Raw genomic sequence first — 25,454 nt, 5'->3', positions numbered from 1 at the left:
CGAAAATGCGCCAAAAACTCAATGACTTGGCGCCTTCGCTTGATTCAAAAATCTGCACCTTCGCTAGAGCTGCTCTTCCACGCCGGCGTGAAACCGGGCGGCACGTCGGCGTGATAACCTCCCAGTCACGACGCTTCAAAGGACAGGGCAACGCCGTTCATGCAATAGCGCAGGCCGGTGGGTGGCGGGCCGTCGGGAAAGACGTGGCCGAGATGCGCATCGCAGTCGGCACAGCGGATTTCGGTGCGGTTCATGCCGTAGGACATGTCGGAATGTTCGGTCACGGCGTCGATGGCGACCGGCTCGAAGAAGCTCGGCCAGCCCGTGCCCGAATCGAATTTCGTCTGCGCGTGAAAGAGCGGCCGGTTGCAGCAGATGCAATGATAGATGCCCGTCCGGCCCGGCGCGAAATCCGGGCTGGAAAATGCCCGTTCGGTGCCGTGTTGCCGGGTGATGCGGTATTGATCCGGGGTCAGCTGTGCCCGCCATTCCGCATCGGTTCTCTCGACTTTCAAGGGTCTTGTCTCGCTCATCCATTCCTCCCGTGACTATAGGACGCAGAAGATAGGACGGACTCTTGCCGTGGCAATTGTTCGCAATGCATAGCGTTCAAATTGGCAATGTCGCTGCATGTGTTTTGGGCGCGCCGACGGACGATTGCCCCTGTATATCCACCCATAACCTTGAGTTTCACCATCGCTTGCCGTATTCCCAACCGGTAGAGATCCGTGGCATTTTCCGCTGCCAGTCCGGCTTTGGCCATCCGCTCATGAAAGGAGCCTGCCGACCCATGAATGTCAACAGCCTGACATTTCTGGCCCTCTGCCTGCCTTTTCTGGGTGCGCTTGCAGCGCCCATGCTCACCCGGATGTTCGGCCATGGTGCCGCCTGGGTGCTGGCCCTGATCCCGGCTGCGATCTTCGTGCATTTTTCAGGCTTTGCGGCTGAGGTTTCTCAGGGCAGGGCCGTCGCTGGCGGTTACAGCTGGGTGCCGTCCCTCGATGTGCGGTTGTCCTTCCTGGTCGATGGCCTGTCCCTGACGTTCCTTCTGCTGATCTCGGGCATCGGCGCGCTGATCGTGCTGTATGCCGGTGGTTACCTCAAGGGCCATCCGCATCAGGGCCGCTTCCTCTCGTTCCTCCTGATGTTCATGGGCGCGATGCTTGGCCTGGTCGCCTCCGACAGCTTCCTGATGCTGTTCGTCTTTTGGGAGCTGACCTCGATCACCTCCTTCCTTCTGATCGGTTTCGACCATCAGCGCGAGGAAGCGCGCCGTGCCGCATTCCAGGCGCTGGTCGTTACCGGCGGCGGCGGCCTGTTCCTGCTGGCCGGCCTGCTCGTGCTCTGGAGCATCACCGGCGTCACCGAATTTTCGGCCCTGTCATCGCTCGGACCGGTGGTTCAGGCGAGCCCGCTCTATCTGGCGGTTCTTGTTCTCGTGCTGGGCGGCGCCTTCACCAAATCGGCGCAGTTTCCGTTCCATTTCTGGCTGCCGAACGCGATGGAGGCCCCGACGCCGGTTTCGGCCTATCTGCATTCGGCCACCATGGTGAAGGCCGGTGTCTATCTGCTGATGCGGCTCAATCCCGTGCTCGGCGGCACGCCGGAATGGCAGCTGATCCTGCCGGTCTTCGGGGGCGTCACCCTCATCATCGGCGCGCTTCTGGCCGTGCGCCAGACCGACCTCAAGCTGATGCTCGCCTATACGACAATGTCGTCGCTCGGCCTTCTTGTCATGCTCACCGGCTTCGGATCGCCCTATGCCATCGAAGCGGCGGTGCTGTATCTGGTCGCCCATTCGCTGTTCAAGGGCGCGCTGTTCATGGTGGCGGGGATCATCGACCACGAGACCGGAACGCGCGACGTCACCCGTCTTGGCGGCCTGCGCACCGCCATGCCGCTGACCTTTGCCATTGCGCTTGCCGCCGCCATCTCGATGGGCGGGCTGCCGCCCTTCTTCGGCTTCCTCGCCAAGGAGGAGGTCTATGCCGCGCTGTCGTCGTCTGATCCGCGTTCGATCCTCTTCGCCATTCTGACTGTCACGGGCAATGCACTGATGTTTGCGGTCGCCTTCGCCGTGGCGCTGAAGCCGTTCATGGGCAAGCCGGCCGCCACGCCGAAACATGCGCATGAGGCGCCGGTCCTGCTTTGGCTCGGGCCTGCTGTTCTGGCGGTCGCGGGCCTCGCCGCCGCGCTGTTTTCAGGCACGGTCCACGCCCTGGTTTCCACGCCGATGGCCTCCGCCATTGCCGGCGGACCGCGCGTCGTCGCCATTTCGCTTGTTCCGCATATCGGCGTGCCGCTGGCGCTGTCGGGGCTGACGGTCATGCTCGGCATTGCGCTCTATATCGGCCTTGCGCAGGTGCGGGCAGGTGTTGCGTCGGTCCTGGCTGCAATCGGCTGGGGGCCGGATCGCGGCTTCGATCAGGCCATCCGCAGCCTGGTGCGCCTGTCCTTTGCCATCACCCGGCGCCTGCAAAACGGCAGGCTGGACAGCTATATGACCGCAACCTTCGTGATGATCGCGCTCGTCCTGCTCGTGCCGCCGTTCCTGTTTGGCGAACTGGCGCGGGCTCCGGTCTTTCCATCCATACCGCTGCACGAGCTGGCGATCATGATCATCGCGGTGGCCGGCCTGTTTGCCGTCGTCCTGGCAAAGGACCGGCTGACGGCGATCGTTTCGCTCGGCATCCAGGGTTTTTCCGTCGCCGTCATCTTCCTGCTCTATGGCGCGCCGGATCTGGCCTTTACCCAGTTCATGATCGAGACGCTGGCGGTGGTCATCCTGGCGCTGGTCATGACGCGGCTCAAGCTGTCGGCTTCCGATCACCGGCCGTTCCGCGAGACCCTGCCGGACGCGGCGATCGCCATTGCCTGCGGCCTGGGCGGCGGGCTGCTGCTGCTCAAGGTCACGCAGGTGCCGTTCAACCCGGCGCTGTCGGATTTCTTCGCGCACTATTCCAAAACCATTGCCCATGGCGCCAATATCGTCAACGTCATCATCGTCGATTTCCGCGGCACCGATACGCTGGGCGAGATCGCCGTGGTGATGATCGCAGGCTTGGCGGTTCTGTCGCTGGTGCGGCTGCGGGCGGGGTCCTTGCGCCGCATGGCCGATAATGATCCCGATGCCGGGGAGGCCGGCCGGTGACATCGCTGATCTTTCGCACCATCACCCCCGTCATCGTCAGCGTGACCATGCTGTTTTCGATCTTCGTGCTGTTGCGCGGCCATAACGAGCCCGGCGGCGGCTTCATCGGCGGGCTGATCGCCGTGGCCGCCCTGTCGGTCTATGGCATCGCCTTCGGCGTCGAGACGGTGCGCCGCGCCATCGTCTTTCATCCGCTCTCGATCGCCGGTGCCGGCCTGCTGCTGGCAACCCTGTCCGGCCTTGTGTCGATGCTGTTCCATGTTCCGTTCATGACCGGGCTCTGGGTCTATCCCGTGGTGTTCGGTTACGAAATCCCGCTGTCGAGCGTCATGACGTTCGATATCGGCGTCTATCTGGTCGTGGTCGGCGCGGTAACGTCCATCGCGCTGTCGCTCGAGGAAAGGGGGGACGACTGATGGAACCGGTTTTCGCCGTCCTGACCGGCATCTTCCTTGCCGTGGCAGTCTACCTGCTCCTGTCGAAATACATCATCCGCATGCTGCTCGGCGTTGCCATTCTCGGCAATGCGGTCAACCTGCTGATCTTTACCAGCGGCCGCATCCTGCGCGAAGTGCCGCCGGTGATCGGCGAGGGGCTCGATGTGCCGGCAGCCGCCACCGCCAATCCGCTGCCGCAGGCGCTGATCCTGACGGCGATCGTGATTTCCTTCTCGTTCTTCGCCTTCCTCCTGGTGCTGTCCTGGCGCGCCTATGTGAGCCTTGGAACGGACAATACCGATGCCATGCGCGTGGCCGAGCCGGACGGCGTTCAGCCGCCGCTGGGATACTGACAGACATGGCCGCTCCCGCATCTCCAGCCGATCTCTCCGCAGTCCTGGTCCTTCAGCCGGTGGCCGCGCTCGACTGGCTGGTCGTCCTCCCCGTCGCCTGGTGCATCGCCATCGGCGCCATCCTGATGATGATCCGCCACAGGAGTGCTGCCCAGCCGCTGATCGCAGTCTTCGGGCTGGCCGTGCTGGTGGCACTCGACGCGGCACTTTTGTGGCATGTCGCAGAGAGCGGGCCGGTGACGATGGTGATGGGCCGCTGGCTGCCGCCGTTCGGTATCGCGTTTACGGTGGATCTCACCGGCGGACTGTTTGCACTGACATCGGCCGCGGTGGCGCTGATGGGCGCCGTCGCCGCCATCGACGATGTCAATGAAAGCGGCAGGCGCTATGGTTTCTATCCGTTTTTGATGCTGTTGATGGCGGGGGTCAGCGGCGCGTTCCTCACCGGCGACGTCTTCAATCTCTATGTCTGGTTCGAGGTTCTGTTGATCTCGTCCTTCGGCCTGCTGGTCCTCGGCTCCGAGCGCGAGCAGATCGACGGAGCGGTCAAATACGGCTTCCTCAATCTCGTCGCCACCACGCTGTTCCTGATCACCACCGGCTATCTCTACGGCATCTTCGGCACGCTCAACATGGCCGATATCGCGGCGAGGGCGCCGGCGTTGCAGAAGACGGCGCCGCTGGTGACGCTGACGGCGCTTTATGTCCTCGCCTTCTCGATGAAGGCGGCGGCCTTCCCGGTGAATTTCTGGCTGCCCGCCTCCTATCACACGCCGCGCATCGTCGTGTCGGCGCTGTTTGCCGGCCTTTTGACCAAGGTCGGGATCTATGCGCTGATCAGAATTGGCGTCATGCTGTTTCCGGCCGAGCGCGAGCAGTTGAGCCTGGCGCTGGCGGTGGCCGCCGCGCTCACCATGCTGACGGGGTCGCTCGGGGCCTTGGCGCAGAGCGACACCCGCCGCCTGCTCGGCTACCTCGTGATCTCCGGCATCGGCGCCATGCTGGCCGGCATCGCCATTGGCGGCGCAGACGCGATCGGCGGGGTGATCGTCTATGCCGTCCATTCAATGCTGGTGATGACGGCGCTCTACCTGGCGATCGGCCTGGCCGCCCGCTTGAGCGGCGGCTTCTCGCTGCATGCGGCAGGCGGGCTCTATCACCAGTCGCCGCTGTTTGCGGCGCTGTCGCTGATGCTGTTCTTCTCGGTCTCCGGCCTGCCGCCATTTTCGGGCTTCTGGCCGAAGGTGATGCTGGTCAGGGCCGCGATCGATGGCGGTTTTTCCTGGCTGGCGGCGATCCTGCTCGTCTCTGGCTTCCTCACCATGATTGCCACGGGACGCGTCTTTCTGCTCGCCTATTGGCGCCCGCGCGAGGGCCAGGCCGCTGCCGTGCCTGCTACGCTTACCACCCTGTTGCCGCTTATTGCCTTGACGGTGTCAAGCAGCCTCATCGGGCTCTTTCCCGAAACCCTGCTGCATCTGGCGCAACAGGCAGCATCGACGCTGATCGAGCCATCCGCCTATCTCAAGTCCGTCTTTCCGGCGGGAGGTGCGCCATGATCGTGCTCGCCGTCAATCTGGTGCTGACGCTGATCTGGGCTGCCGTCTCCGGCAGTTTCAGCCTGCCCAATCTCGTCTTGGGCTTTGCCGCCGGGGCGCTGTCGCTGTGGCTGGTGCGCGAACAGCTGTCTGCCGTCCGCCACGCCGTGCGGCCGGTCAAGCTTCTACTGCTGATAGGCCTGTTCTTCAAGGAATTGTCGCTGTCGGCCATCAAGGTAGCGATCCAGGTGATGCGGCCCAATATGCGGTTGCGGCCGGGCATCTTTGCGTTCCCGCTGTCCCTGACGCGCGATTTCGAAATCACGCTTCTGGCCAACCTGATCACGCTGACGCCGGGCACGCTGTCGGTCGATGTATCCGCTGACCGCAGGACGCTCTATGTCCATGCGCTGGATTGCCATGATCCGGCCGCCGAGAAACGGGCGATTTCCAGCGGCTTTGAACGCCGCATCCGGGAGGCGTTTCCGCTATGAGTGCTGCCGCCATCCTGTCCTATTCCACGTCATTCGCGCTCGTCGCCCTGTCGCTCGGGCTTTTGCTGACCGTGGTGCGGATCGTGCGCGGCCCGGCCTTGCCCGACCGGGTGCTGGGTCTCGACATGCTGGTGGCGATCGCCATCGGCCTCATCGCGGTCCTTGCCATCAAGAGCGGCTTCACGCTCTATATCGATATCGCCATTGCGCTCAGCCTCGTCGGCTTCCTCGCCACCGTCGCCTTTGCCCGTTTCATTTTGGCACGGGGACTGTCGTCAGAAAGAAACAATCGTGCAGCCGCAGTGCCGCCGGGAGCGCAGAAAAAGGCAAGGCGTGGCAAGCCGGCGCGGCGCAAACAGAAGGGAGCCCGGTAATGGCAGGCGAACTCGATATGGTGACGGCGCTTGCCGTCAGTGCGCTCCTCGTCATCGGGTCGCTGTTCAGCGTGCTGGCGGCGCTGGGCGTGCTGCGCTTTCCCGATCTCTATACCCGCATGCACGCCGCCTCCAAGGCCGGCACGATCGGCTCCGGTCTGCTGCTCCTGGCGGCAGGCATCCATGCGATGGATATCGCTATTTTGTTGCGCGCGCTGGCCGGATTCGCGTTTTTCGTGCTCACGGCGCCGCTCTCGGCCCATCTTCTGGCCAAGGCCGCCCATCAGGCGGGATACCGGCTCACCAATCTGTCCGTGACCGACCAGATGCCGCAATCCGCGCCCGCCGCCCGCAGGCAGTGATCCGTTTGTTTGATTGCCGCGTGCCTTTAATCGAACGCATTCTGCCGCGATGTATGCCTCCACATGATTCTTGATCATATGTCTGCGCGGGGTTTCAGCTACAAAATCTGGCGCGCAGGTCTTGGTATTGCTGGCGACAGTATGATGAATGCCAAGTAAAATTGCCATTACTTGCCAGTGCGCGTAGCCTCTTGCGCAAGATGTATCGTAATGTTTCCGGTTGTGCGGCGATATGCGCTGCCCCTAAAGATCAATAGGCTAAATCTCGCACAAATTATGATTGGACTTTTGCCCGGTTGATGTTAATCGAGTAAAGGCAAAGTGTCCATTTCCGTATTACTTCATTGTGAAATTCCAGCATGGGTTGTGACTATTGATCGTTGCTTTGAGGCGCAGGGTTGTCCCTGCGTTTTGGTAATGGATTCCAATCCCCGGAATTTAGGAGTATTATGCGGTTCCCGTGGTTTTCTGTGGCTGTCAGAAGCAAAAAGCATCTGGGCCGCCGGACATCCGTGTATTCGGGCACTTTCTCAAATGGTTTAGCTGTGTTCGCGATAAACCCGTCGCGGGCACGTTTTGAAGTGATTCCGATAGGAGAAAGAAAAAATGACGGATTTACCGCTTGGCTCGGGCCACGACCTCTTGGTTGAACTGACCGCAGAGATCGTCGCTGCCTATGTCAGCAATCATGTCGTGCCGGTCGCTGAACTGTCGACGCTGATCGGTGACGTGCATGCCGCGCTGAACAACACCAGCAGCCCGGTTCCTGTCGCCGTTGTCGTCGAAAAGCCGAAGCCTGCCGTTTCGGTCCGCAAGTCGGTCCAGGACGATCAGATCACCTGTTTGGAATGCGGCGGCACGTTCAAATCGCTGAAGCGCCACCTGATGACGCATCACAGCCTGGCACCGGAAGAATATCGCGAGAAGTGGGATCTGCCTGCCGACTACCCGATGGTCGCGCCGGCCTATGCGGAAGCCCGCTCAAGGCTCGCCAAGGAAATGGGCCTCGGCCAGCGCCGCAAGCGCCGCGCCAAGTAAGCGCCGCTCCGATATTGCCTATCAGGAAAGCCGGTCTGTCTCGCACAGGCCGGTTTTTTTTGTGTGATTGCCATCCTGAAGAAATGGCAACGAGGAAAATATACCTATAATTTTTGAGGAAAAGCCTTAAAACCGTTGGAAAATCAACGAAAGGTTGTGGCGAGGCGCTTTTCTTTATCCCCGCAATCGCACTAGGGTGTATGAATTAATTCCTATTAAAGGAGTGAGCCATGCACATTATCAATATTCTCCATCGATCCCTGTCCCGTCAACAGTCCTTGCCCGCGCCACGCGCCCGGGTGGTCAATCCCGCCATTGTGCCTTGGGGCACCGGATCGCTGGAGGATCCGTGGGGGCCGGTTCTGTCGGTGGCCGCCCATCACCGGTGCCGCCTGGTGCGCCAGGTGACGGCGGAGATGGTGATGCTGGTCGGTGAGCGCGTGCCACTGCGGCGCGACCGGCGCCGCACCAGCTGCCATGTCCGCCAGATCTCGATGTATGTCTGCCACGTCATCCTGCAGATTTCGCTGACCGATATCGGCTATTCCTTCGGCCGCGACCGCACCACCGTCAGCCATGCCTGCAATGTCGTCGAGGACCGGCGCGACGATCAGGCCTTCGATGACTTCATCGCCGCGCTGGAGCGCGTCGTCACCTGCTTCTTCGGTGCGCCGGGAGGACGCGACCATGCGTGAGGCCGATGGAAAAGGTGCACCCCTGCTGCAAAAAGAGCTTCTCCGCTTCGTCCGCACGGTTGCCGCCGCCCGCTCACCGCTGAGGCTGAGACAGGCAGACCCTTCGGGGGCGCTCATGCTCGACGGCGATGGCGGGCCGGCCGGCAAGCCGGCGCGCTCGGTGTTGCAGGCGACGCTCGATCAGGCCCGGTCGCTGGGGCTGGTGCTGCTCGAGGCGGATACGGTGCGGGCAACGCGTGAGGCGCTGCCGTTCCTGCGCCGCGCACTTTTAGGTTCGCCGGAGGCATTCCAGGAGCAGCACCGTGCGATGAAAACGCAGACCGTTGCGGTGGAGGGTGTCCGCCAGGCGGTGCGGGTCAATGAGCTGGAATCGCCGCTCGGCGCCTGCGCCCGTCTGAAAGAGAAATCCGGCAAGGCGTTCCTGCCGCCCGAGGCGATCGCCGCCGGCGAAAGATTGCATGCGGATTTTACCCGCGCGCATCTGCAGCCACGGCTGACCATGGCCTATGAGCCGCTTCTGTCGTCAAAAACCAAGGGAGGGGCGGGCGGCGCGGCAGAGATCAGTGATAGCGCCATGTCCGCCCGCTTTCGCGTCGGCAAGGCCATGGAGGCGATTGGGCCGGAACTCTGCGGTGTGGCGCTCGATGTCTGCTGTTTTCAAAAAGGGCTCGAACTCGTCGAACGCGAGCGGCAATGGCCGGCACGCTCGGCCAAGCTGATGCTGCGCACGGCACTCATGGCGCTGTCGCGCCACTATGCGCCGCCCCGCAAGGATACAAGGCGCAGTCACGTCTGGGGAGATGAAGGTTTTCGGCCGCAGGCAGCGGATGCCGGGATCACGAAGCCAGCTGCTGGGCCGCCTCGTCCTTGATCCGCTTGATCATCGAGCGCAGCCCATTGGCGCGCTGCGCCGTCAGGTACTCGATCAGCCCCATGCGGCCAAACAGGTGGATTGCATCGGTCTTGATGATATCGGACGCGTGCTGGCCGGAAAAGATCGACAGCACGATGGCGACGAGGCCGCGCACGATATGCGCGTCCGATTCGCCCTCGAAGGTGAGGATCGGGTCGGCCGCCGCCGGGCTTGCATGGGTGACCAGCCAGACCTGACTTGCGCAGCCCTGCACCTTGTTTTCCGCCGTGCGCTTGTCTTCCGGCATCTCCGGCAGCTTGCGCCCGAGCTCGATGACATAGCTCATCCGGTCCTGCCAATCATCCAGATAGGCGCAATTGTCGATGATTTCGGCAAGCGGTGTGATCGGCGATGTGTGCAACTGGTCCATGCCGTTCATATAGGGGATGGGCGGCAAAATGAGAACTGCAAAAAACAACAGCGTCAAGGGACGGGCGTTCCTCACGGCTGCGGTCAAATCGGCAATTCGGGCAGATATAGAGAGCCGCAGCGGCAAGCCAGTGCGCGTTATTGAACCACGGAGGCCTTCGGGTCGATGCGCTTTTCCGGTACCGGGATCCGGTTGAAGAGTGGTTCGGGCTGGGCAGCGGCCTGTTCGGTGGCGGCGAGATCGGCAGGGGCTTCCGTTATAGGCTGGGCGGCGGCCGTCACCGTGCCGGTCGTGACGGCGTCGCTCGGTTCGGCAAATTGCTGGTCGAGGAACTGATAGGCGATCTTGGCGCCCTCGCGGGCCCGGTGGCCGAGCGCCACGAATGTCTCGGTGCCCTTGATGCAGACATCCGGCTTTTCCACGCAGATGGCGCTGATATAACCGAAGGCTTCGGTGGCAGCCGACACCGTGTCGCCGACATCGACTTTCGGTCCGCGTTCAAGTGTCGAGGTGCTGGCCGGATCGAGAAACGGCAGGAGCACCAGCACCAGCGAAAACCAGAATGTTCCTTTGATCAGAAACCACATTGTCTTGCCCATCCTTTGGTAAGGCACTCACCTTGCGTCCGGTCTCTGCCGGGTTCGCTCCCTTGGCGCCTTGTCATCACACCTTAGGCAGGGATTCGGAATATGCCTTTGCCAAAACCGCTGGCATTTGCACCGTCTTTTCTTAAAATTGGAATTATCGGCTTTTGAATGGCATTTATCACGCATTTTAACGGTCGCTGTTAAGGTTCAAGGCGAAGCTTGCCCTGTCAAGGCTTCAAACGCGGGATCCGGCGCCGCACCGCGCTGCCACACAGGTTAATGCAAAGCCGAAAACCAGCTAAAATCCGGCGCTTACACCCCATTAACCACAAAAGACAAAGCCCCGGCGATTTGTCCCGGAATGGGACTTTGGGGGCCTTTCGCGGGATTTGTCGCAGTTTCATTTATCCTTTCATTAAGCCGCCAGTGCGAAATTCGGATGTGCAAAGCGATTGTTCGAAAGGCCCGTTTCCGGTCGAATATGAAAAATTGCTTATAAAAGGACGGAACCATGACGGGATCCGGAAAAGAACGAGCGTACAGGGTTAGACGTTGAGAGTATTGCGTAACATGGCTGGCAGGATGGCGTCGCGCATTGACGACGCCGCGCGCCTTTGGCTGCCCCGCCAGCTGGCGGGAGAGCCGGAGGCAAGCCGCGAGTTCGCCGTGATCCGGGCGGTCGCCGCCACGGCCCTGGTTGCCTTTCCCACAGTTCCGCTCGCACTCTCCGTTGCCCTGCCGGTATCGCTGGCGCTGCCGGTCGGTGCCGCCCTGGTCGGCGCTGCAGCCCTTATCGCTGCCGTCGGCGGCATTGCCTATCAGCGCAACCGGACGCTGGTGCGTGCCGTGGCCGCAAGCCGGAATCTGCCGGTTGATGACGGCGCCCGCCATTATGATTGTTTTGCAGGCCTGGTGACGATCCACGATATCCGCGGCTCGGTCACATCGGTTCATGGCCGCGACGCCGAAACCTATCTCGCCTGGATGCGCAATCCCGGCGGCCGCGGTTTCATCGAGCAGATCCATGTGTCCGACCGCATCCTCTTCATGCAGGCCATCGATGCGCTGCGCCAGGGCAATCGCCAGGCGACCATCGATATCAGGCTGGAACATCCCAATGTCTTTACCGGCGGCGAGCAGTTCGTCCACATGCGCTGCGAAATGACGGCGCTGGGCGAGGTCGATGGCGAATTCGCCATTCTCGTGCAGTCGCGCGACGTCTCCGAAGAGGCCCGGCTGCGCGCCGAGGCCATCCACAAAACCGGGCTGGCCGAGACCGCCAATGATGCCAAGACGCGGTTTCTGGCCGCCGTCAGCCATGAATTGCGCACGCCGCTCAATGCCATTCTCGGCTTTTCCGACATTCTGTCCGGTGAATATTTCGGCAAGCTCGAAAACGACCGGCAGCGCGAATATGTGTCGCTGATCAACCAGTCGGGCGCCCATCTCCTGTCGGTGGTCAACACCATGCTCGACATGAGCAAGATCGAGGCCGGGCGCTACGAACTGATTCCCGAACCGTTCCGGGTCGCCGATGTCGTCAATGCCTGCGAAGCCATGCTTGGCCTGCAGGCGCGCGAAAAGGGCGTCCAGCTCACCAGCCGGATCATGCGCAGCGTCGGCGAGGTCAATGCCGATCAGCGCGCCATCCAGCAGATCCTCATCAACCTGGTCGGCAATGCCATCAAGTTCACCGATCGCGGCGGGCTGGTGACGATCGACGCTGAACTGAACGGCGGCAATCTCAGTCTGATCGTCAGCGATACCGGCATCGGCATTGCTGAAAACAAGCTCTCGTCGCTCGGCCAGCCCTTCGTGCAGATCCAGAACGACTATACCCGCAAATATGAAGGTACCGGCCTTGGCCTGTCGCTGGTCAAGGGCCTGGTGGCGCTGCATGGCGGGCAGTTCGACATCCGCAGCCGTCCGGGCGAGGGCACGGTGATCACCGTGACGATCGCGCTTGATGGCTCGGGCATTGTCGGCATCGACGAGCAGGAACCTGTGGAACAGACAATGGTGGAGTTTCCGCCGCGCCTGAAGGAGCGTACGCGGATCAAGACGAATGGCCAGACCTATCCGGAAGCGAGCCGGTGGGATGCCGATGGAATGAACGGGGGTGCAGGTCATGACGGCTCGCAAGCGAAAACAGCCTGAGAAGAAAAAGAAGGCGCAAAGCCGCCCGGGTCTTGCGACCCTTCGGCTGGCGATGCGCGGTCTCACCTTCGCCGGCCGCCTGGCGTCGCGCAATCCGCGCGCGTTTGGCGGCTCGCTGGCGTTTGCCATCGCTTTCAGCTTCGTTGCGGCCAACGCCATGTGGTACCAGCCCGGCGTCCATCCATCGCCATTCATGCGCACGCGCCTGCCGCCGGGCGATCCGCAATCGGCAAGGCTTGGGGCCGACGACGATAGCCTTGCACCGCGCAAGGTGACGACCTTCGTAATCCAGCGCGAGGACGAGGCCGGCGAAGAGACCGCCAGCATCGAACAGCGCAAACCGGAGACGCAGACGCAGACGGAAACTGTGTCTGAGGTCATCCGGTCCGCGCCGGAAGATGCCCATGGCACCGATGCAGCGCTCGTCTCCGGCATCCAGAAGGAGCTGGCACGGCGCGGCCTCTATGACGGCCCGGCCGACGGCAAGACCGGCCCGAAAACATCGGCTGCCATCCTGCGCTTTGAAAAACAGGCGGGCCGCGCCGAAACGGGCGCCCCGAGCGATGGCCTGCTCGCCGCCCTGCAGGCCCCGGCGCTGGCTTCTGGCGGCACGCAGCAGACACGCGCCAAAACGCTTGCCACGGCCAAGCCGGCGCAGCGGCCCTACGAAAATGTCAAGGCCGGCAAGGGCGAACTCGATCCCGTTGCTGCAGCGATCCGCAATGCAGAGATCGATCCGCAATATATCCCCAAGGCCGATAGTCCCGCCTCCAGCGAGCTGGTGATGAACATTCAAAAGGGCCTGAGCAACCTGGCCTATACCGATGTCTCGATCGACGGCGTAGCCGGCGAGCAGACACGCTCGGCGATCCGCCATTTCGAAAAGCATTACCGCCTGCCTGAAACCGGCCAGCCGAGCGACAAGGTGCTGCGGAAGATGAAGGAAATCGGCGCGCTCTGATTTTTTGCGCACGATACCATTCCGCCGCACGATCACCGCACAACGTTTGACGGAGACAGCGGTTTGCGCCGTCGCTCCGCCCGGTGTATCAGCCATGCATGCGCCTGAAATCCGAAATCTTCGTCTCCGCCCTCGTTCGCCGGGTTTTTGGCCTGGGCAGCTATGCGGCCGTCCTGCGCAAGGGGGCGGGCGAAGCCGGCGCGATCTTCATCCGGCAACGGTCCAGGCTTGGCACCGAAACGCTCTATGGGCCGGCACCGCAGAGTTTTTTCGACGATCCGGCTCCCGGCCGGCTGTTCGAGACCCGGCTGGAGAATGCCGAAGCCGAGGCGGTCGATGCGGCCCTTGCCCGCGAAATCCGGTTCGATCCGGATTGCTGGGTGGTGGAGATCGAGGTGGATGCGCGCGGCGATCTGTTCGACGTGACGGCCGAAAAACCGGACTGAACGGCGCAAAGCTCAGCGGCCGGGAAGACTTCGTTTCGACTGGGGATCGGCAGCGGTGCGGCTTGCATCGGGGCGCGATGCCGTCTGGCGGGGATCGTTGGCCCGGTCCGGTGACAGGTAGGCCTGATGTCCGGCTGCGGTTCCATCCTTCTGGTCCGACTGCAGCCAGGCCTGGACGCGGATGCGGCAGGTTTCGGCAGTGAGCGACGCAAGCAGCGCTTCGCCGCGTGTCGCCCCGCCAAGACGCTCGCTCAAGTCAGGATAGAAGGCGCAAAGCACGAACAGGCTGTCATCGGCGTGCATGTCGAGCGCGATCAAGGTGGTGGCAAGCTGCTGGCCGGATATGTCGAGCACGATCCGCTCGCCAAGGTCCGGGCTCGAGCGCAGTGCTGCTGCAAGACTTGCGGCAAACAGATTGGCCTCGCCGGAGCGGGCGAACCGGACGAGCAGGGCCTCGTGTAGCACGTCCAAAGGCTCGATCACCGGCAGCGCCGGTGCGGCCTTCTGGGGGATGCGGGCGAGCGATTTCAGGTCGCCGCGCAGTTTTTCCTCGCGCAGCAGCTTTGCCGTCGTCATGTCGTCAGCACGCGCCTGCGGCGGGCGCTCAAGCGGCACGTCACCGGAGCGTGCGGTGGCGGATGGTGCCACAGGGGCTCTTTCTGCGGAGGCAGCGTTTGCCAGGCGCGACGGCGTGGGCGCGGCTGTCATTGCGGGTGCCGCGACGGTGGCTGCCGGGGCGTTGGACGTCACTGCCGGGGGCGTGACGGTCATTGCCGGGGCGGTGGCTGTCTGGCGGCGCTCGACAAGGGCATCGACCACATGAACGGAGAGATTGTCGCGGCGGGCAATGGCGGTGGCGTGCGCCTGGCCCTGGGCGCGGATCACCTTGAGCAGCGTCGTATCGTCGATCGAGGTTGAACGGGTGAGGAAGATCGCGGCAATGGAAATCGGCGCATTGCCGATCTGCAGCGCCACCGACGGCGGCACATGCGGGCACTGGGAGAGGGCGGCGGCAGCCTGGCGGCGGGCCTCGTCGCTGGAGGCGGAAAACAGCGGATCGAACAGTTCGGAAAATTGCTTGAGGTCGGTGCGGCGGGGATGGCGCAGTCCTTCAAAACCCGTCACGGTCGCCATCAGGACCACGTCCTTCAGCCGCCCTGTCTGCGGTCTTTCCAACTCCCGAAACCGGTCCGCCACGGATACACCCACTCACACGCAAAACACACTGTCCCAATTGTGGACATGCACGCTGTGCAGACGTCCGCAAGGGTGGCGAAAGTTCAGACATGGACGGAAGAGGCGTCTTTAAACGCCGCTGACGTGACCCGTATGATCGACGCTAAGGCGCTGAAAACATGAGTACCGGCCCAAGCGATGCCGACCCTGCCGATCATGGCTGAATGATGCTGTGAGAGTAGAACGACGTGGTTAATATTCCGTTTAACCGAGAAGAAACGCACCGCTTGCGGGCATGCTCAGGCGCTTTTGCACAGGTTCATCCAGGATGTCGGTCATCGGATCGGCATGGCCGCCGACTGTCGTCATCGCCGTTCCGGTAAGATCGGCCAGCTGCTGATCGGCCGCATCGGCAATCGCAATCAACACCTCTTCGCGGCTCCATCCGGCCATCTGGGCTTTGTCCACAATGAGGGCAATGGCGGGGGAAAGACTGCGCACACATTGTTTGCGGCGGCCTTCGCTGGTGCTGTGCTGTTGAGGACTTTGAAACATGCTGTTCTCCCGTCTATGGAGAACAACCCCTGCGCGATGATTTTGTTCCGTGATGGCGACTATCGCGTGCTTTATCGTGCCGGAGCAGTGGCGAAGAGCATCGGGCTGTTTATCGGGTGCTGCCCCCGCTCTCCCTCATCCTCGCCACAAGGGTGGGGATGAGGGGAATTTGGCAACCCGCTGAATTTCAAAAGCGGGCTGCGGAGTTGTCCGACAACAGCCTTGTCACCAGTCTGAGCGGGCGGCTTGTGCCGCCCGTTTCATCTGTCGATCGAGTGTTGCAACTGCCTCAGTTGCAGTTGCTGCCGTCAGCCAGGCAGCGGGGACGGATGTCGCGGGCGCGGTCGTTGTTGCGGCCGGCGTCCTGCCGGTTGTTGTCGCGTCTGTCGAACTGGCCGTCATTGCTGCGCTCGCGGTTGCGGGGACGGTCAAACTGCTGCCCGGTGCTGTCGTTGCGGCGTTCGATCCGCTCGCGGTCGCGGTCGCGCCGGTTGTTCTGGTCGTTATCGAACTGGCGGGCATTGTCGTCGCGGCGCCGCTCGATACGTTCCCTGTCGCGATCACGATCCCGGCCGGGGCGCTCGATGACGATGCCGTCATTGTTGTTGTAGCGCGGGCGCTCATAGGTGTTGTAGTCACGCCGTGGGCGGTTCTGATTGTAGCGGTCCCGGTCGCGGTCCCTGTCGCGGCGGTAATAATCCCGTTCGCGGTAGAAGTCGCGGTTGCGATAGTTGCGGTCCCAATAGTTTCCGAGCTCAAAGGTGACCAGCGGAATGCCGAGCGAACCGTAATAGTCGGGTTCGACATAGACGCGGCGCTGCTGGTACTGGGCCTGGACATAACGGCCAGCCACCCAGCCACGGCCATTGTAGAACGACACGTCGCACCAGGGCGTGTCGGCAAGGCAGCCGTGGATTTCCAGCGAGGTGCCGACGGGAATGACCGTCACGGCGGGGTAACGGGTGCTGGGGCCTGAGCGCATATTGACATTGGCTGTCGAGAAGCCTTGTGCGGCCTGGGCAACGGCCGGCAGCAGGACAGCAGCGACTGTTGCGCCGATTGCCATCAATGCGGATTTCCGTGAGTAGTGTCGCGATGTCGTCATCGGTTTTCCATCCCTATCCAATCCGGCTCATCACATCGCGCAGGGCTCGGGCGGATGTCAGGCGCGGTTTCCTTCAGACACCGTTGTTTTTGTGTCTTTTTTGAGGTGCGGTTGTGCCCTTTTACCTGCGGTAACGCGAAGATGAGCGGCATCGTTCCACCGTCTCGCAGCATTATGAATGGCGGCGGAACAGGATGGGTGATTCACAGATTTAAATGATCCTGATGAGCGGTAAAAAACCAGAAGGCCAGCGGGATCGACGTCGGTTTTTTAAGGAACCAAATTGGCATTGGGGCGTTGAGGCAGCATTCAAACAGGAGCCCTGACCATGGTCGAAAACAAATTCTCAGCTGTGCCGAGCGATGCCAACGTCGCCGAGATCGAAGCAAGCACTGCAAAGGCCGATCTCGAAAACCAACTCGCGGAACTGCGCGCCGAGATTTCCCGGCTGACCGACTCCGTATCCGCGATCGGCAGCAGTGCCAAGGCGGTTGCGGCATCCGAGGTCGAGGTGCTGACGGAGCGGCTGCGTGACCGCATTCGCGACGAACCGGTTTCGACTTTGCTGGCGATTGCCGGCGTTTCCTTCGTGATCGGTCTTCTCGCACGGCGTTAAGCCACCGGGCAAGTTCCCTCCGTTACATCGGGGCGCTCGCGCTCTTCTATAGTGGTTCCTGCAAAGCCGGGAACAAATGTCTGGCGCTCTGCGCCGGACATTTGTGTTTGGGGATTTACTTCTCATATCTCAGCCATTTTTGGGTTTTACTGTTAAAATGACTGATTTTACGTAAGTTGACGCTTTGACCGTTAAGGAGCTGTTAACTATCGTATGGCTCAATCGGGCTGACTTGCATGGCAGCATGCAGCGTGACTGGCAGGACATCCGGAATCCCGGAAGAAGGAGCAACGAGAACGGCGCAGATGCCCAAGGCCGGACGGCCAGGGGACGCGCCAGCCCGCTGAGCGGGCAGGGTGAAATCAGTACGGTAGTTCATCCGTCTCAAGCATTTTTGGAGACGAGCATGGCAGAAGTGATCAGACTGGAGGACCGCCTCGTGCGGGCGCCGCCGAAACCGTCGATGGGGCCGATTGCCCCCAGCAAGGCGGTCATCCTGTTGTTTACCGGCATCCGCTACGAGCGGCTGGACGGTCATCCGGGCGACTTGCCTGCGAAACCGGCTCCGGGCAGGGCAAAGAAGCATTGATATTTGTCAGCGCCCGATTGCGGCGTTTGAGTGGCCTGTCTTAATCACGGCACCTGACAATATGGCGCGTTGAAATTTCATTTTGAATTGAAAAGTTCTGACTCGCGGCCAATTTCACTGGCCGCTACCGCCTATCAAAACTACCGCCGGAATGGTTCACAGCTGGATTCAGCGAGGAAGTTTCGCACGGTTTCCTCATAGCTATCGGTGGGTGCCAGCGCGCGAAGGACGGCGTAGCCTTCCTCGTCCGGCATCGATACCAGGATCGACTGGGCAAGGCTTGCAGCGGGTGTCTTTCGCAGATCGATAAGCTGGATCGGCGTCGCCATGACAAGATCGAGATTGCCGTTGACGGCCGTATGGTCGTTCATGGAGAAAATTTCGTTGGAATTGGCATCGTATATGGCGACCGACCAGAACGGCACGGAGCCTTTCGCGATAAAGCGGGCTGGCCCGCCATCGACCGAAAATCCGCAGACGGCAACCCGCAGGAATGGATCGTCATTGGCAAGCCCGGTCGCTCCCGGCTCGGTTGCGAGCGGGAAGAAGCTGTCCATCTCATAGAGGCCAAGCACCCGGCTATAGGCATCCCTGCCGGTAAAATTCGGCAGGGCGAGAATGATGACGATATGCAGCAGGGCTGCCCCGAAAAGACCCACCAGGATGGCAAAAAGCGCACTACGCATCGGTGCACCCCGTCCTGACGATCTTCGGCATGGTCAGATCGATCAGCCCGGACGAGCCGGCGGTCGGGGTATCGAGCAGCGTCAAAACCAGCTTGAAGGCGCCGACGCGGCGGGTGGCCAGCCAGTTGCCGGGCTGGGCCACCGGCGAGACATGGATGACGAAGGAACTGTCGGGCTTGCGCAGCACCGTCCAGGCATTGGTTGCCGCCGGCAGTTCCGCCCCGGTTTTCATCGGCTGATCATTGGCATGGGTCGCGTAAAGCGTCCAGAAGCGGGCAGGCGGCGTGATGCCGTCAATATCATAGGTGCAATCGGAAGACAGTTTTTGCCCGTTGCTGTCGATGGCTGCGGTGAATTGCAGGCCTTCGGCGCCGCCATAGAGCAGCTTGCCGGCGCGCGCCCGGTGCGCCTTGGCATAAGGGTCGGTATTCTCCGTCTGCGCCTCGGGAAAGGCAACCCAGGGCCCAAGCGCAATCGCGCCAAAGCCGACCGTGGCTTTCAAGGCGGAAACGCTCGACGCAATACCGGCGCCAAAGGCGACGGCAAGGGCAAGGGCGACGAGGAGGGGGATGCGGAACAAGGGCTTTACCGGGACTGCTGGGGGAAGGAAGGGACGCGATGCGAAGCGTTCTGGGTTGAGTACCCCCCTCTGTCCCTCCGGGACATCTCCCCCGCAAGGGGGGAGATTGCCATGCGCTCTGTTGCCCGCCTTACGGATGATGGGATGCGGAAGGTTCGGCTGATCTCCCCCCTTGATGGGGAGATGTCCCGGAGGGACAGAGGGGGGCGACTGAGCAGGAGAGTGGCCATCGCCGTGGCAACGGAAGCATCACTGCCGTGCATCGCGGCCTCCCTTGACGATGTCGCCGGTGGGTTGCGGGTCGATTTCGGCGAGTTTGCCGGGGGCTTCTGGCGGAATTTTGAGGGCGGGGGCGGTGTCGAAGGTTTCGCCGATCGATTTCAACAGGCGGGTGACGTCCGAAGAGAGCGAGCGCGGGCGCACCAGGGGCGGCAGCGTATTGTCGTCCGTGGTTTTTGCGGCGGCTGTTTCGGGTTGCTTCTTCTTTGTATCCGGGCCCGGCAGCGGATTGTCGATACCGGGGATGGCGCGGTGGTCGATGCCCTGTTCGGCATAGTCCATCAGGCGCTTGAACGTCATGGCGGGCAGCGAACCGCCCGTCATGTTGTTGGTCGAGGTATAGTCGTCGTTACCGAACCAGACGGCGGTGGTGTAATCGCCGGTGAAGCCGACGAACCAGGCATCGCGATAGGCCTGCGTCGTGCCGGTCTTGCCGCCGGCGACAATGCCGTTGTCGAGCGCTGCCTTGCGCGCCGTGCCGATGATCGGGATCTGGGTCAGCATATAGTTCATCGAGGCATTGGCCTGTTCGCTGACGACGCGCTGGGCAGGCGGTTCGTCGCGATTGAAATCATAGAGAATGTCGCCGTCGTAATTGAGGATCTGGCTGATCCCGTGGCGGCGCGATTGCAGGCCGCCGGCCGGGAAGACGGCATAGGCGGTGGCCTGGTCCATGACCGTGACCTCGGATGTGCCCAAGGGCATGGTCTTGTCGGTGCGGATCGGGGTTTCGACGCCCATCTTTTTGGCTGTTTCGGCGATGACTTCCGTGCCCAGCGTATCCTTGGCCAGGCGCACCGGCACGGTGTTGATCGACTTGGCAATCGCCGTCAAAAGGGTGACGCGGCCGGAATAGCTGCCCTTGGAATAGTTCTGCGGCGACCAGCCGCGCCAGGTGATCGGCGCGTCGCTGATGGTCGATTGCGGCTTCAGGCCCTTTTCCATGGCCGCCGTATAGGTGTATACCTTGAACGAGGAGCCCGGCTGGCGCAGCGCCTTGGTGGCGCGGTTGAACTGGCTTTCGCCGTAATCGCGGCCGCCGACCATGGCGCGCACCGGACCGCCATTTTCGATCATCACCATGGCGCCCTGCTTGACCTTGTAGGTCTCGCCATATTGCCGCAGGCTCGATTCCACCGATTCTTCCGCTGCCTGCTGTAGGCCCATGTCGATGGTGGTGCGCACGATCAGCGAATGCTGGGCAAAGGGGGTGGCGATGCGCCGGGTTTCATCGAAGGCCCAGTCGAGGAAGAAATCGGGGGCGCTGACTTCGGCACGGTCGATGACCGTGGCCGGGTTGAGGCGCGCGGCGATCACCTGTCCCTCGGTCATCAGGCCGCTCTGAACGAGGTTGGTCAAGACCTCGTTGGCGCGGGCGCGGGCGGCGGGAAGGTTGACATGCGGGGCATAACGGGCCGGCGCCTTGAACAGGCCGGCGAGCATGGCGCTTTCCGCCAGGTTGATATCGGTGATGTTCTTGCCGAAATAGAATTGCGACGCCGCCGCCGCCCCGAACGTGCCGCCGCCCATATAGGCGCGGTCGAGGTAAAGCCGCAGGATTTCCTTTTTCGACAGGTTGCATTCCAGCCAGACGGCAAGGAAGGCTTCCTTGATCTTGCGCTCGATGGTGCGCTCGTTCGACAGGAACAGGTTTTTCGCCAGCTGCTGGGTGAGCGTCGAGCCGCCCTGGACGACGCCGCCGGCGCGCGCATTGATGGTCATGGCGCGGGTCAGGCCCAGGAAATCGATGCCGTAGTGATCGAAGAAGCGGCGGTCTTCCGTTGCCAGCACCGCCTTGACCAGCGTATCCGGCAGCTCGTCGATCGGCACGGAATCCTCGTGGATGATGCCGCGATGGCCGATCTCGTTGCCGTAGCGATCCAGGAACGTGACGGCGAAATCGCTCTGCGCCCGCCAGTTTCCCTTGGTGTCTTCAAAGGCGGGAAGGGCAAGCGCCAGCATCAGCACGGCACCGGCGGTGCCCCAGGTCATGCCTTCGCCGAGCACCTCGAAAACCGCCCTTTTCCAGCCGCGTACGCGAAAGCGGCGGAAGAAGATGGTGATATCCTCCCACCAGACGCCGAGCCGGAAACCGGCATTCCAGACGGTGGAATCGATCCACGAATCGATGCGCAACAGGATATGGCGCTTTCTCGGACTGGTGTCCGCAGGCGCGCCGTTTTCCGGGTTCGGGCTGTCTTTTTGGCTTGGATCCTGCAACGCGATCGCATCCTGGTGGCTTCAAGTTCTACAGCGCCATGCATCCTACGGCGCAGTGAGGTTCGCTGCAGCGTTTTATACCGGCTGCATGATTTTATCCTTAAACCGGTTTCGGTTTCAGGATTTATGCAGGGCCGATATTTGCATGGGCCGGGTTTCTATTCTACGCCGATATCGATAATGAGCCTTAAAAAACCGGCAATGTTTTGTAAAATTGTCGCCGAAATCCAACAGATGGAAGAATAAAGCGCATGGGCGAACAGCCCTTCTGGAAGACAAAAACGCTGGCCGAGATGACGGGCGCCGAGTGGGAAAGCCTCTGCGACGGTTGCGGGCTCTGTTGTCTCAACAAGCTGGAAGACTGGGACACGGGCGAAATCGCCTGGACCAATGTCGGCTGCACGCTGCTCGACGGCGAGAGCTGCCGCTGCCGGGACTATCCCAACCGGCAGGCGACGGTGCCGGACTGTATCCAGCTGACGCCGGACGAGGTGGCGACGCTCAGCTGGCTGCCGCCGACCTGCGGCTACCGGCTGGTGCGCGACGGGATCGACCTCTACTGGTGGCATCCGCTGGTCTCGGGCGATCCGGAGACCGTGCACCAGGCGGGGATTTCGGTGCGCGGACGCACGGTATCGGAAGACGATGTGGATGTGGAAGAGCTGGAGGATTATCTGGTGACCTGGCCGCTGACGGTGGGCGAGCACTCAGAACGCTAAGGACTACTGCGCTAAAACTGTTGATTTCAAAAGAGTTTTTGGCGCGACATTGCGCCAGGCGGTGTCCATCACATGGCAGACGATATCATCGTCGGCGTCCATGAAATAGACCGAGGTCCAGCCCTTTGCGCCCCAGCCGCCGGGAACGGCGGCACACAGGCCAGGTTCGGTTTCCAGGAAGAGTTTCTGCTGGTCCGGCGTGAATTTGACGACGGCGCGGCCGGCTTCCGGAAGCGACATGAAGATGCGGTTGCCGACGCGAAAATCGCGCTTGCCGAAATGAGCGCTCTCAACGGCGCCGGGCAGGCCCAAAGCCCGCTTTTCCAGGTCCTCGGTTCTCATTTCGAAAGTGTAACACGCATCCCGGATAGCGCAAATTCGGGAAAATAATCCTAGTAGGAAAATAATCCTTGACGGCGTGACGGTCGTTTGATAGGGTTATGGCACAGTCGGAAAACTGGGTTAAGCGGGATGCTTCGGTGGGTGTTCCGGGGGATTCTGGGCGTGTGGCCCCCTCATCCGCCCTTCGGGCACCTTCTCCCCGTGGGGGAGAAGAGGGAGGCAGACTGTTGGTTTTACTGCTTCAGTCTGAGATTTGTTTTTGTGGGGTCACCCCACCCCGGAGCGTTGCTCCGACCCTCCCCCTCAAGGGGAGGGTTCGATTCAAGGACATGGTTATGGCGTTTGAGCTGGATTTCGATCCGGCGCTGTTTGGCCTGTGGCCGAAGGCGCCGGTTTATTGTGGGGGCGTTGAGGAGGATGCGGAACTTGAGGATATTGCCCGGCGGGTGATCCTGGAGACCAAGGCGCAGGCCGTGTCGCCGCTCGATGCGCTGCAGGACATGCTGAACGCCATGACGCAGGAGCTGCGCGAGCAGATGCTGCAGTTTCAAAAGCTGCGGCGGCTTTCCGATGACAGGGCGGACGCTGCAGGCGTTGAGATCGACCGCAAGCTGATCCAGGCGGACGCCAAGGCGAGCATCGAGGCGATGTCGGTGATCGTGCGGACGCTGGAAAAGATCGACAGCCTGCAAAGGACGATTGCGCATGACCGGCAGACACTGGCAGAGACCACCTTCGACGAGGCCAGCTACAACGCGTTCGTTGCGGAAGTCGATCAGCGCGTTGAACGGCGGGCACGGGAGCTCTTCGCCAAATATAGTGCCAGCGGCGGGCCCGGCGGCCCTGCTGCTTGTGGCGCAGGAGCCACGAGCGACGGTACAGCCCCGCGCGGATCGCCAGGCGGCGAAGGCTGTCCTGCGCCAGATGGAAAAGAACGCTCAAGCGCGATCTCTGTCTGAACCGCGTGAATGCGCTGCGAGCGAAGAACGCGAAAGCGACCAGCATCTTGATGAATGAAACGGGCAGTGCTGCGGATGCCGGGAAACAGGAGGCGCTGGAGGCCAGGGATTTTGCTCCGCCAGCCGCAGCTGTGCAGGGATTTGCGCACGATGCGAACGCACCCGTTGGCGGAGCGGCGATGCCGGATGGGGCTGGGCCAGATGGGGCTGGGCCGGATGGGGCTGGAGAGACGTCCAGTACGGATTGCCGGTCCGGCAGCGGCGGCAACGGTCTGGACGGGGAGCTTTCCGCTGCAGCCGGGGCGACCCGCAGCGCGCGGTTTTTCATGCTTGCGGCCTATATCCGCGACTGGAACACGACTGGCCGGGACGAACAAAGGCCGCCAAATGGCGATTGGCGGGTCTGGCTTTTGATGGGCGGGCGCGGGTCCGGCAAGACGCGGGCGGGCTCGGAATGGGTGCAGGGCCTGGCGGCCGGCAAGGCAGCGCGGCCGGGATTGCGGATCGCGCTGGTGGCCGAGACGCTGGGGGATGCGCGCGAGGTGATGATCGACGGCGTGTCCGGCATCTGCCGGATTGCCCGCAGCAACCGGCCGGATTTCGAGGCTTCGCGGCGGCGGCTGGTCTGGCCGAACGGCACGGTGGCGCAGATCTTTTCCTCCGAAGACCCCGAAAGCCTGCGTGGGCCGCAATTCGACTATGCCTGGTGCGACGAGCTGGGCAAATGGAAACACGGGCAGGAAACCTTCGACATGCTGCAATTTGCGCTGCGGCTCGGGCATCATCCGCGCGCGCTGGTGACGACGACGCCACGGCCGGTGCCGGTTCTCAAAGCGCTGATCGCCGATCCCGGCACGAGGACGTGCCGGATCAGAACCAGCGACAATGCCGGTAACCTGGCGCCGGGATTTCTCGCCGCCATGGCCGGACGCTACGGCGGCACGCGGCTGGGGCGCCAGGAACTTGACGGCGAGATGATCGAGGACCGCGAGGACGCGCTCTGGTCGCGCGCCGCCATCGAGGCTTTGAAACTGCGCGATACCGGACCGCTTAACCGCATTGTCGTGGCCGTCGATCCGCCGGCCGGCATGGGGCAGGGCTCCTGTTGCGGCATCATCGTGGCGGGGCTGGACCGGAGCGGACGCGGCGTCGTGCTGTCCGATTGCTCGGTCGAGGGCGCAAGTCCGGCCGGATGGGCGGGTGCTGTTGTTCGCGCCTATAGGCGGTTCGATGCAGACCGGATCGTCGCCGAGGTCAACCAGGGCGGCGACATGGTGTCGGCGGTGCTGCGCGGCATCGATGCGCAACTGCCGGTGACGCAGGTCAGGGCATCGCGGGGCAAATGGCTGCGGGCAGAACCGGTGGCCGCGCTCTACGAGCAGGGCCGGGTGGTGCATGCCGGATCGTTTCCAGCGCTCGAGGACCAGATGTGTGATTTCGGGCCGGACGGATTGTCGTCGGGCCGTTCGCCGGACCGGCTGGATGCGCTGGTCTGGGCGCTGACGGCGCTGATGCTGGACGGTGGCGGCGAGCCGCGGGTGCGGGGGATATGAGGGGGCGCGGGCTTTGGGGGCAAGAGGTTTTGGCGGGGCCGCGTGCTTTTGGCGGGGCCACGAGTGCTGGAAGGGAACCACGAATTCTGGGCTGTCACCCCACCCCGGAGCTTTGCTCCGACCCTCCCCCTCGAGGGTGTAAAGCCCGGAGACATCCCTGACAGGTGTTCGGAGACATGCTTTACACATTTGGCTGGGC

28 protein-coding genes are annotated in these 25,454 nt (G+C 62.3%); 18 read left to right on the top strand and 10 right to left on the bottom strand.

The genetic code is table 11. The features are described from left to right. Positions 1-125: 125 nt before the first annotated feature. On the bottom strand, positions 126-533 hold the full coding sequence (gene msrB / locus ASD32_RS20715) for a peptide-methionine (R)-S-oxide reductase MsrB (RefSeq protein WP_060639949.1): 408 nt from the start codon (positions 531-533) through the stop codon (positions 126-128). Between the two features lie 257 nt (positions 534-790). Here msrB and ASD32_RS20710 point away from each other — a divergent pair, with 257 nt between their 5' ends. From ASD32_RS20710 to ASD32_RS20665, 10 genes are all read left to right on the top strand, one after another. Then, positions 791-3,151 carry a putative monovalent cation/H+ antiporter subunit A gene (locus ASD32_RS20710; RefSeq protein WP_060639948.1) on the top strand — a complete coding sequence of 787 codons (2,361 nt, stop codon included), beginning with the start codon at positions 791-793 and terminating at the stop codon, positions 3,149-3,151. Beyond that, positions 3,148-3,567, top strand: coding sequence for a Na(+)/H(+) antiporter subunit B (locus ASD32_RS20705; protein WP_060639947.1), 420 nt, complete (start codon positions 3,148-3,150; stop codon positions 3,565-3,567). Before ASD32_RS20710 ends, ASD32_RS20705 begins: the two co-directional genes overlap by 4 nt. Continuing rightward, positions 3,567-3,941, top strand: a complete 375-nt coding sequence (locus ASD32_RS20700) for a Na+/H+ antiporter subunit C (RefSeq protein ID WP_060639946.1) — start codon at positions 3,567-3,569, stop codon at positions 3,939-3,941. Before ASD32_RS20705 ends, ASD32_RS20700 begins: the two co-directional genes overlap by 1 nt. 5 nt (positions 3,942-3,946) lie before the next feature. After that, the gene (locus ASD32_RS20695; protein ID WP_060639945.1) at positions 3,947-5,500 is read left to right on the top strand and encodes a Na+/H+ antiporter subunit D; all 1,554 of its coding nucleotides are present in this window, start codon (positions 3,947-3,949) and stop codon (positions 5,498-5,500) included. Then, on the top strand, positions 5,497-5,973 hold the full coding sequence (locus tag ASD32_RS20690) for a Na+/H+ antiporter subunit E (RefSeq protein ID WP_060639944.1): 477 nt from the start codon (positions 5,497-5,499) through the stop codon (positions 5,971-5,973). The genes ASD32_RS20695 and ASD32_RS20690 overlap by 4 nt, the downstream gene beginning before the upstream one ends. Further along, positions 5,970-6,347, top strand: coding sequence for a cation:proton antiporter (locus ASD32_RS20685; RefSeq protein ID WP_060639943.1), 378 nt, complete (start codon positions 5,970-5,972; stop codon positions 6,345-6,347). Before ASD32_RS20690 ends, ASD32_RS20685 begins: the two co-directional genes overlap by 4 nt. Next, on the top strand, positions 6,347-6,709 hold the full coding sequence (gene mnhG, locus ASD32_RS20680) for a monovalent cation/H(+) antiporter subunit G (RefSeq protein WP_060639942.1): 363 nt from the start codon (positions 6,347-6,349) through the stop codon (positions 6,707-6,709). Before ASD32_RS20685 ends, mnhG begins: the two co-directional genes overlap by 1 nt. 606 nt (positions 6,710-7,315) lie before the next feature. Continuing rightward, the gene (locus tag ASD32_RS20675) at positions 7,316-7,747 is read left to right on the top strand and encodes a MucR family transcriptional regulator (RefSeq protein ID WP_060639941.1); all 432 of its coding nucleotides are present in this window, start codon (positions 7,316-7,318) and stop codon (positions 7,745-7,747) included. 230 nt (positions 7,748-7,977) lie between these two features. Beyond that, on the top strand, positions 7,978-8,442 hold the full coding sequence (locus tag ASD32_RS31025; RefSeq protein ID WP_328518491.1) for a helix-turn-helix domain-containing protein: 465 nt from the start codon (positions 7,978-7,980) through the stop codon (positions 8,440-8,442). Beyond that, complete coding sequence (locus tag ASD32_RS20665) at positions 8,435-9,313, top strand: DUF6456 domain-containing protein (protein ID WP_060639940.1); 879 nt, start codon at positions 8,435-8,437, stop codon at positions 9,311-9,313. Before ASD32_RS31025 ends, ASD32_RS20665 begins: the two co-directional genes overlap by 8 nt. On the opposite strand, the gene ASD32_RS20660 is transcribed toward ASD32_RS20665, so the two are convergent. Beyond that, the gene (locus ASD32_RS20660) at positions 9,279-9,701 is read right to left on the bottom strand and encodes a SufE family protein (protein ID WP_200953624.1); all 423 of its coding nucleotides are present in this window, start codon (positions 9,699-9,701) and stop codon (positions 9,279-9,281) included. The two genes, ASD32_RS20665 and ASD32_RS20660, sit on opposite strands and share 35 nt — an antisense overlap. Positions 9,702-9,862: 161 nt before the next feature. Next, complete coding sequence (locus ASD32_RS20655) at positions 9,863-10,312, bottom strand: DUF5330 domain-containing protein (protein ID WP_060639956.1); 450 nt, start codon at positions 10,310-10,312, stop codon at positions 9,863-9,865. Positions 10,313-10,882: 570 nt separating this feature from the next. On the opposite strand from ASD32_RS20655, the gene ASD32_RS20650 reads away from it, so the two are divergent. The 3 genes from ASD32_RS20650 (at position 10,883) to ASD32_RS20640 (ending at position 13,876) form a co-directional block, all read left to right on the top strand. Next, positions 10,883-12,469, top strand: a complete 1,587-nt coding sequence (locus ASD32_RS20650; protein WP_082546848.1) for an ATP-binding protein — start codon at positions 10,883-10,885, stop codon at positions 12,467-12,469. Further along, positions 12,441-13,430 (top strand): peptidoglycan-binding domain-containing protein, encoded by a 990-nt coding sequence (locus ASD32_RS20645; protein WP_060639955.1) that lies wholly within the window; start codon positions 12,441-12,443, stop codon positions 13,428-13,430. Before ASD32_RS20650 ends, ASD32_RS20645 begins: the two co-directional genes overlap by 29 nt. Before the next feature lie 98 nt (positions 13,431-13,528). Then, positions 13,529-13,876 carry a DUF1491 family protein gene (locus ASD32_RS20640; RefSeq protein WP_060639938.1) on the top strand — a complete coding sequence of 116 codons (348 nt, stop codon included), beginning with the start codon at positions 13,529-13,531 and terminating at the stop codon, positions 13,874-13,876. A gap of 12 nt (positions 13,877-13,888) precedes the next feature. Here the strand turns inward: ASD32_RS20640 and ASD32_RS20635 are convergent, their stop codons facing one another. The 3 genes from ASD32_RS20635 to ASD32_RS20625 form a co-directional block, all read right to left on the bottom strand. Further along, on the bottom strand, positions 13,889-15,010 hold the full coding sequence (locus ASD32_RS20635; protein ID WP_082546847.1) for a DUF2336 domain-containing protein: 1,122 nt from the start codon (positions 15,008-15,010) through the stop codon (positions 13,889-13,891). A 306-nt stretch (positions 15,011-15,316) separates the two neighbouring features. Next, positions 15,317-15,607: a hypothetical protein gene (locus ASD32_RS20630; RefSeq protein WP_060639936.1), complete on the bottom strand. Its 291-nt coding sequence runs from the start codon at positions 15,605-15,607 to the stop codon at positions 15,317-15,319. 289 nt (positions 15,608-15,896) lie between these two features. Then, positions 15,897-16,673: an SH3 domain-containing protein gene (locus ASD32_RS20625; RefSeq protein WP_060639935.1), complete on the bottom strand. Its 777-nt coding sequence runs from the start codon at positions 16,671-16,673 to the stop codon at positions 15,897-15,899. A gap of 367 nt (positions 16,674-17,040) precedes the next feature. Between ASD32_RS20625 and ASD32_RS20620 the strand changes: the two genes are divergently transcribed. Both ASD32_RS20620 and ASD32_RS20615 read left to right on the top strand, forming a co-directional pair. Continuing rightward, on the top strand, positions 17,041-17,328 hold the full coding sequence (locus ASD32_RS20620) for a hypothetical protein (RefSeq protein ID WP_060639934.1): 288 nt from the start codon (positions 17,041-17,043) through the stop codon (positions 17,326-17,328). Positions 17,329-17,734: 406 nt separating this feature from the next. Further along, positions 17,735-17,917: a hypothetical protein gene (locus ASD32_RS20615; RefSeq protein WP_060639933.1), complete on the top strand. Its 183-nt coding sequence runs from the start codon at positions 17,735-17,737 to the stop codon at positions 17,915-17,917. A 140-nt stretch (positions 17,918-18,057) separates the two neighbouring features. Here the strand turns inward: ASD32_RS20615 and ASD32_RS20610 are convergent, their stop codons facing one another. The 3 genes from ASD32_RS20610 to ASD32_RS20600 all read right to left on the bottom strand — a co-directional run bounded on the left by ASD32_RS20610 (position 18,058) and on the right by ASD32_RS20600 (position 21,604). Then, complete coding sequence (locus ASD32_RS20610; RefSeq protein WP_060639932.1) at positions 18,058-18,603, bottom strand: hypothetical protein; 546 nt, start codon at positions 18,601-18,603, stop codon at positions 18,058-18,060. After that, on the bottom strand, positions 18,596-19,183 hold the full coding sequence (locus ASD32_RS20605; protein WP_060639931.1) for a DUF1214 domain-containing protein: 588 nt from the start codon (positions 19,181-19,183) through the stop codon (positions 18,596-18,598). Before ASD32_RS20605 ends, ASD32_RS20610 begins: the two co-directional genes overlap by 8 nt. Before the next feature lie 249 nt (positions 19,184-19,432). Continuing rightward, on the bottom strand, positions 19,433-21,604 hold the full coding sequence (locus ASD32_RS20600) for a transglycosylase domain-containing protein (protein WP_156383273.1): 2,172 nt from the start codon (positions 21,602-21,604) through the stop codon (positions 19,433-19,435). 329 nt (positions 21,605-21,933) lie between these two features. On the opposite strand from ASD32_RS20600, the gene ASD32_RS20595 reads away from it, so the two are divergent. After that, a complete protein-coding gene (locus ASD32_RS20595; protein WP_060639929.1) occupies positions 21,934-22,401 on the top strand; it encodes a YcgN family cysteine cluster protein in 468 nt (155 codons plus the stop codon). Positions 22,402-22,404: 3 nt separating this feature from the next. Here ASD32_RS20595 and ASD32_RS20590 read toward each other — a convergent pair whose 3' ends face one another. After that, a complete protein-coding gene (locus tag ASD32_RS20590) occupies positions 22,405-22,743 on the bottom strand; it encodes an MmcQ/YjbR family DNA-binding protein (protein ID WP_060639928.1) in 339 nt (112 codons plus the stop codon). Between the two features lie 335 nt (positions 22,744-23,078). Between ASD32_RS20590 and ASD32_RS20585 the strand changes: the two genes are divergently transcribed. Both ASD32_RS20585 and ASD32_RS20580 read left to right on the top strand, forming a co-directional pair. Further along, a complete protein-coding gene (locus ASD32_RS20585) occupies positions 23,079-23,702 on the top strand; it encodes a hypothetical protein (RefSeq protein ID WP_060639927.1) in 624 nt (207 codons plus the stop codon). Between the two features lie 326 nt (positions 23,703-24,028). Beyond that, positions 24,029-25,255: a terminase family protein gene (locus ASD32_RS20580; RefSeq protein WP_060639954.1), complete on the top strand. Its 1,227-nt coding sequence runs from the start codon at positions 24,029-24,031 to the stop codon at positions 25,253-25,255. Positions 25,256-25,454: the final 199 nt, after the last annotated feature.

This window comes from Rhizobium sp. Root483D2 (assembly GCF_001426685.1).
Lineage (GTDB): Bacteria > Pseudomonadota > Alphaproteobacteria > Rhizobiales > Rhizobiaceae > Pararhizobium > Pararhizobium qamdonense.
The sequence above is the reverse complement of the archived record's forward strand: the minus strand, read 5'-3'. Positions and strand labels throughout refer to the sequence as shown.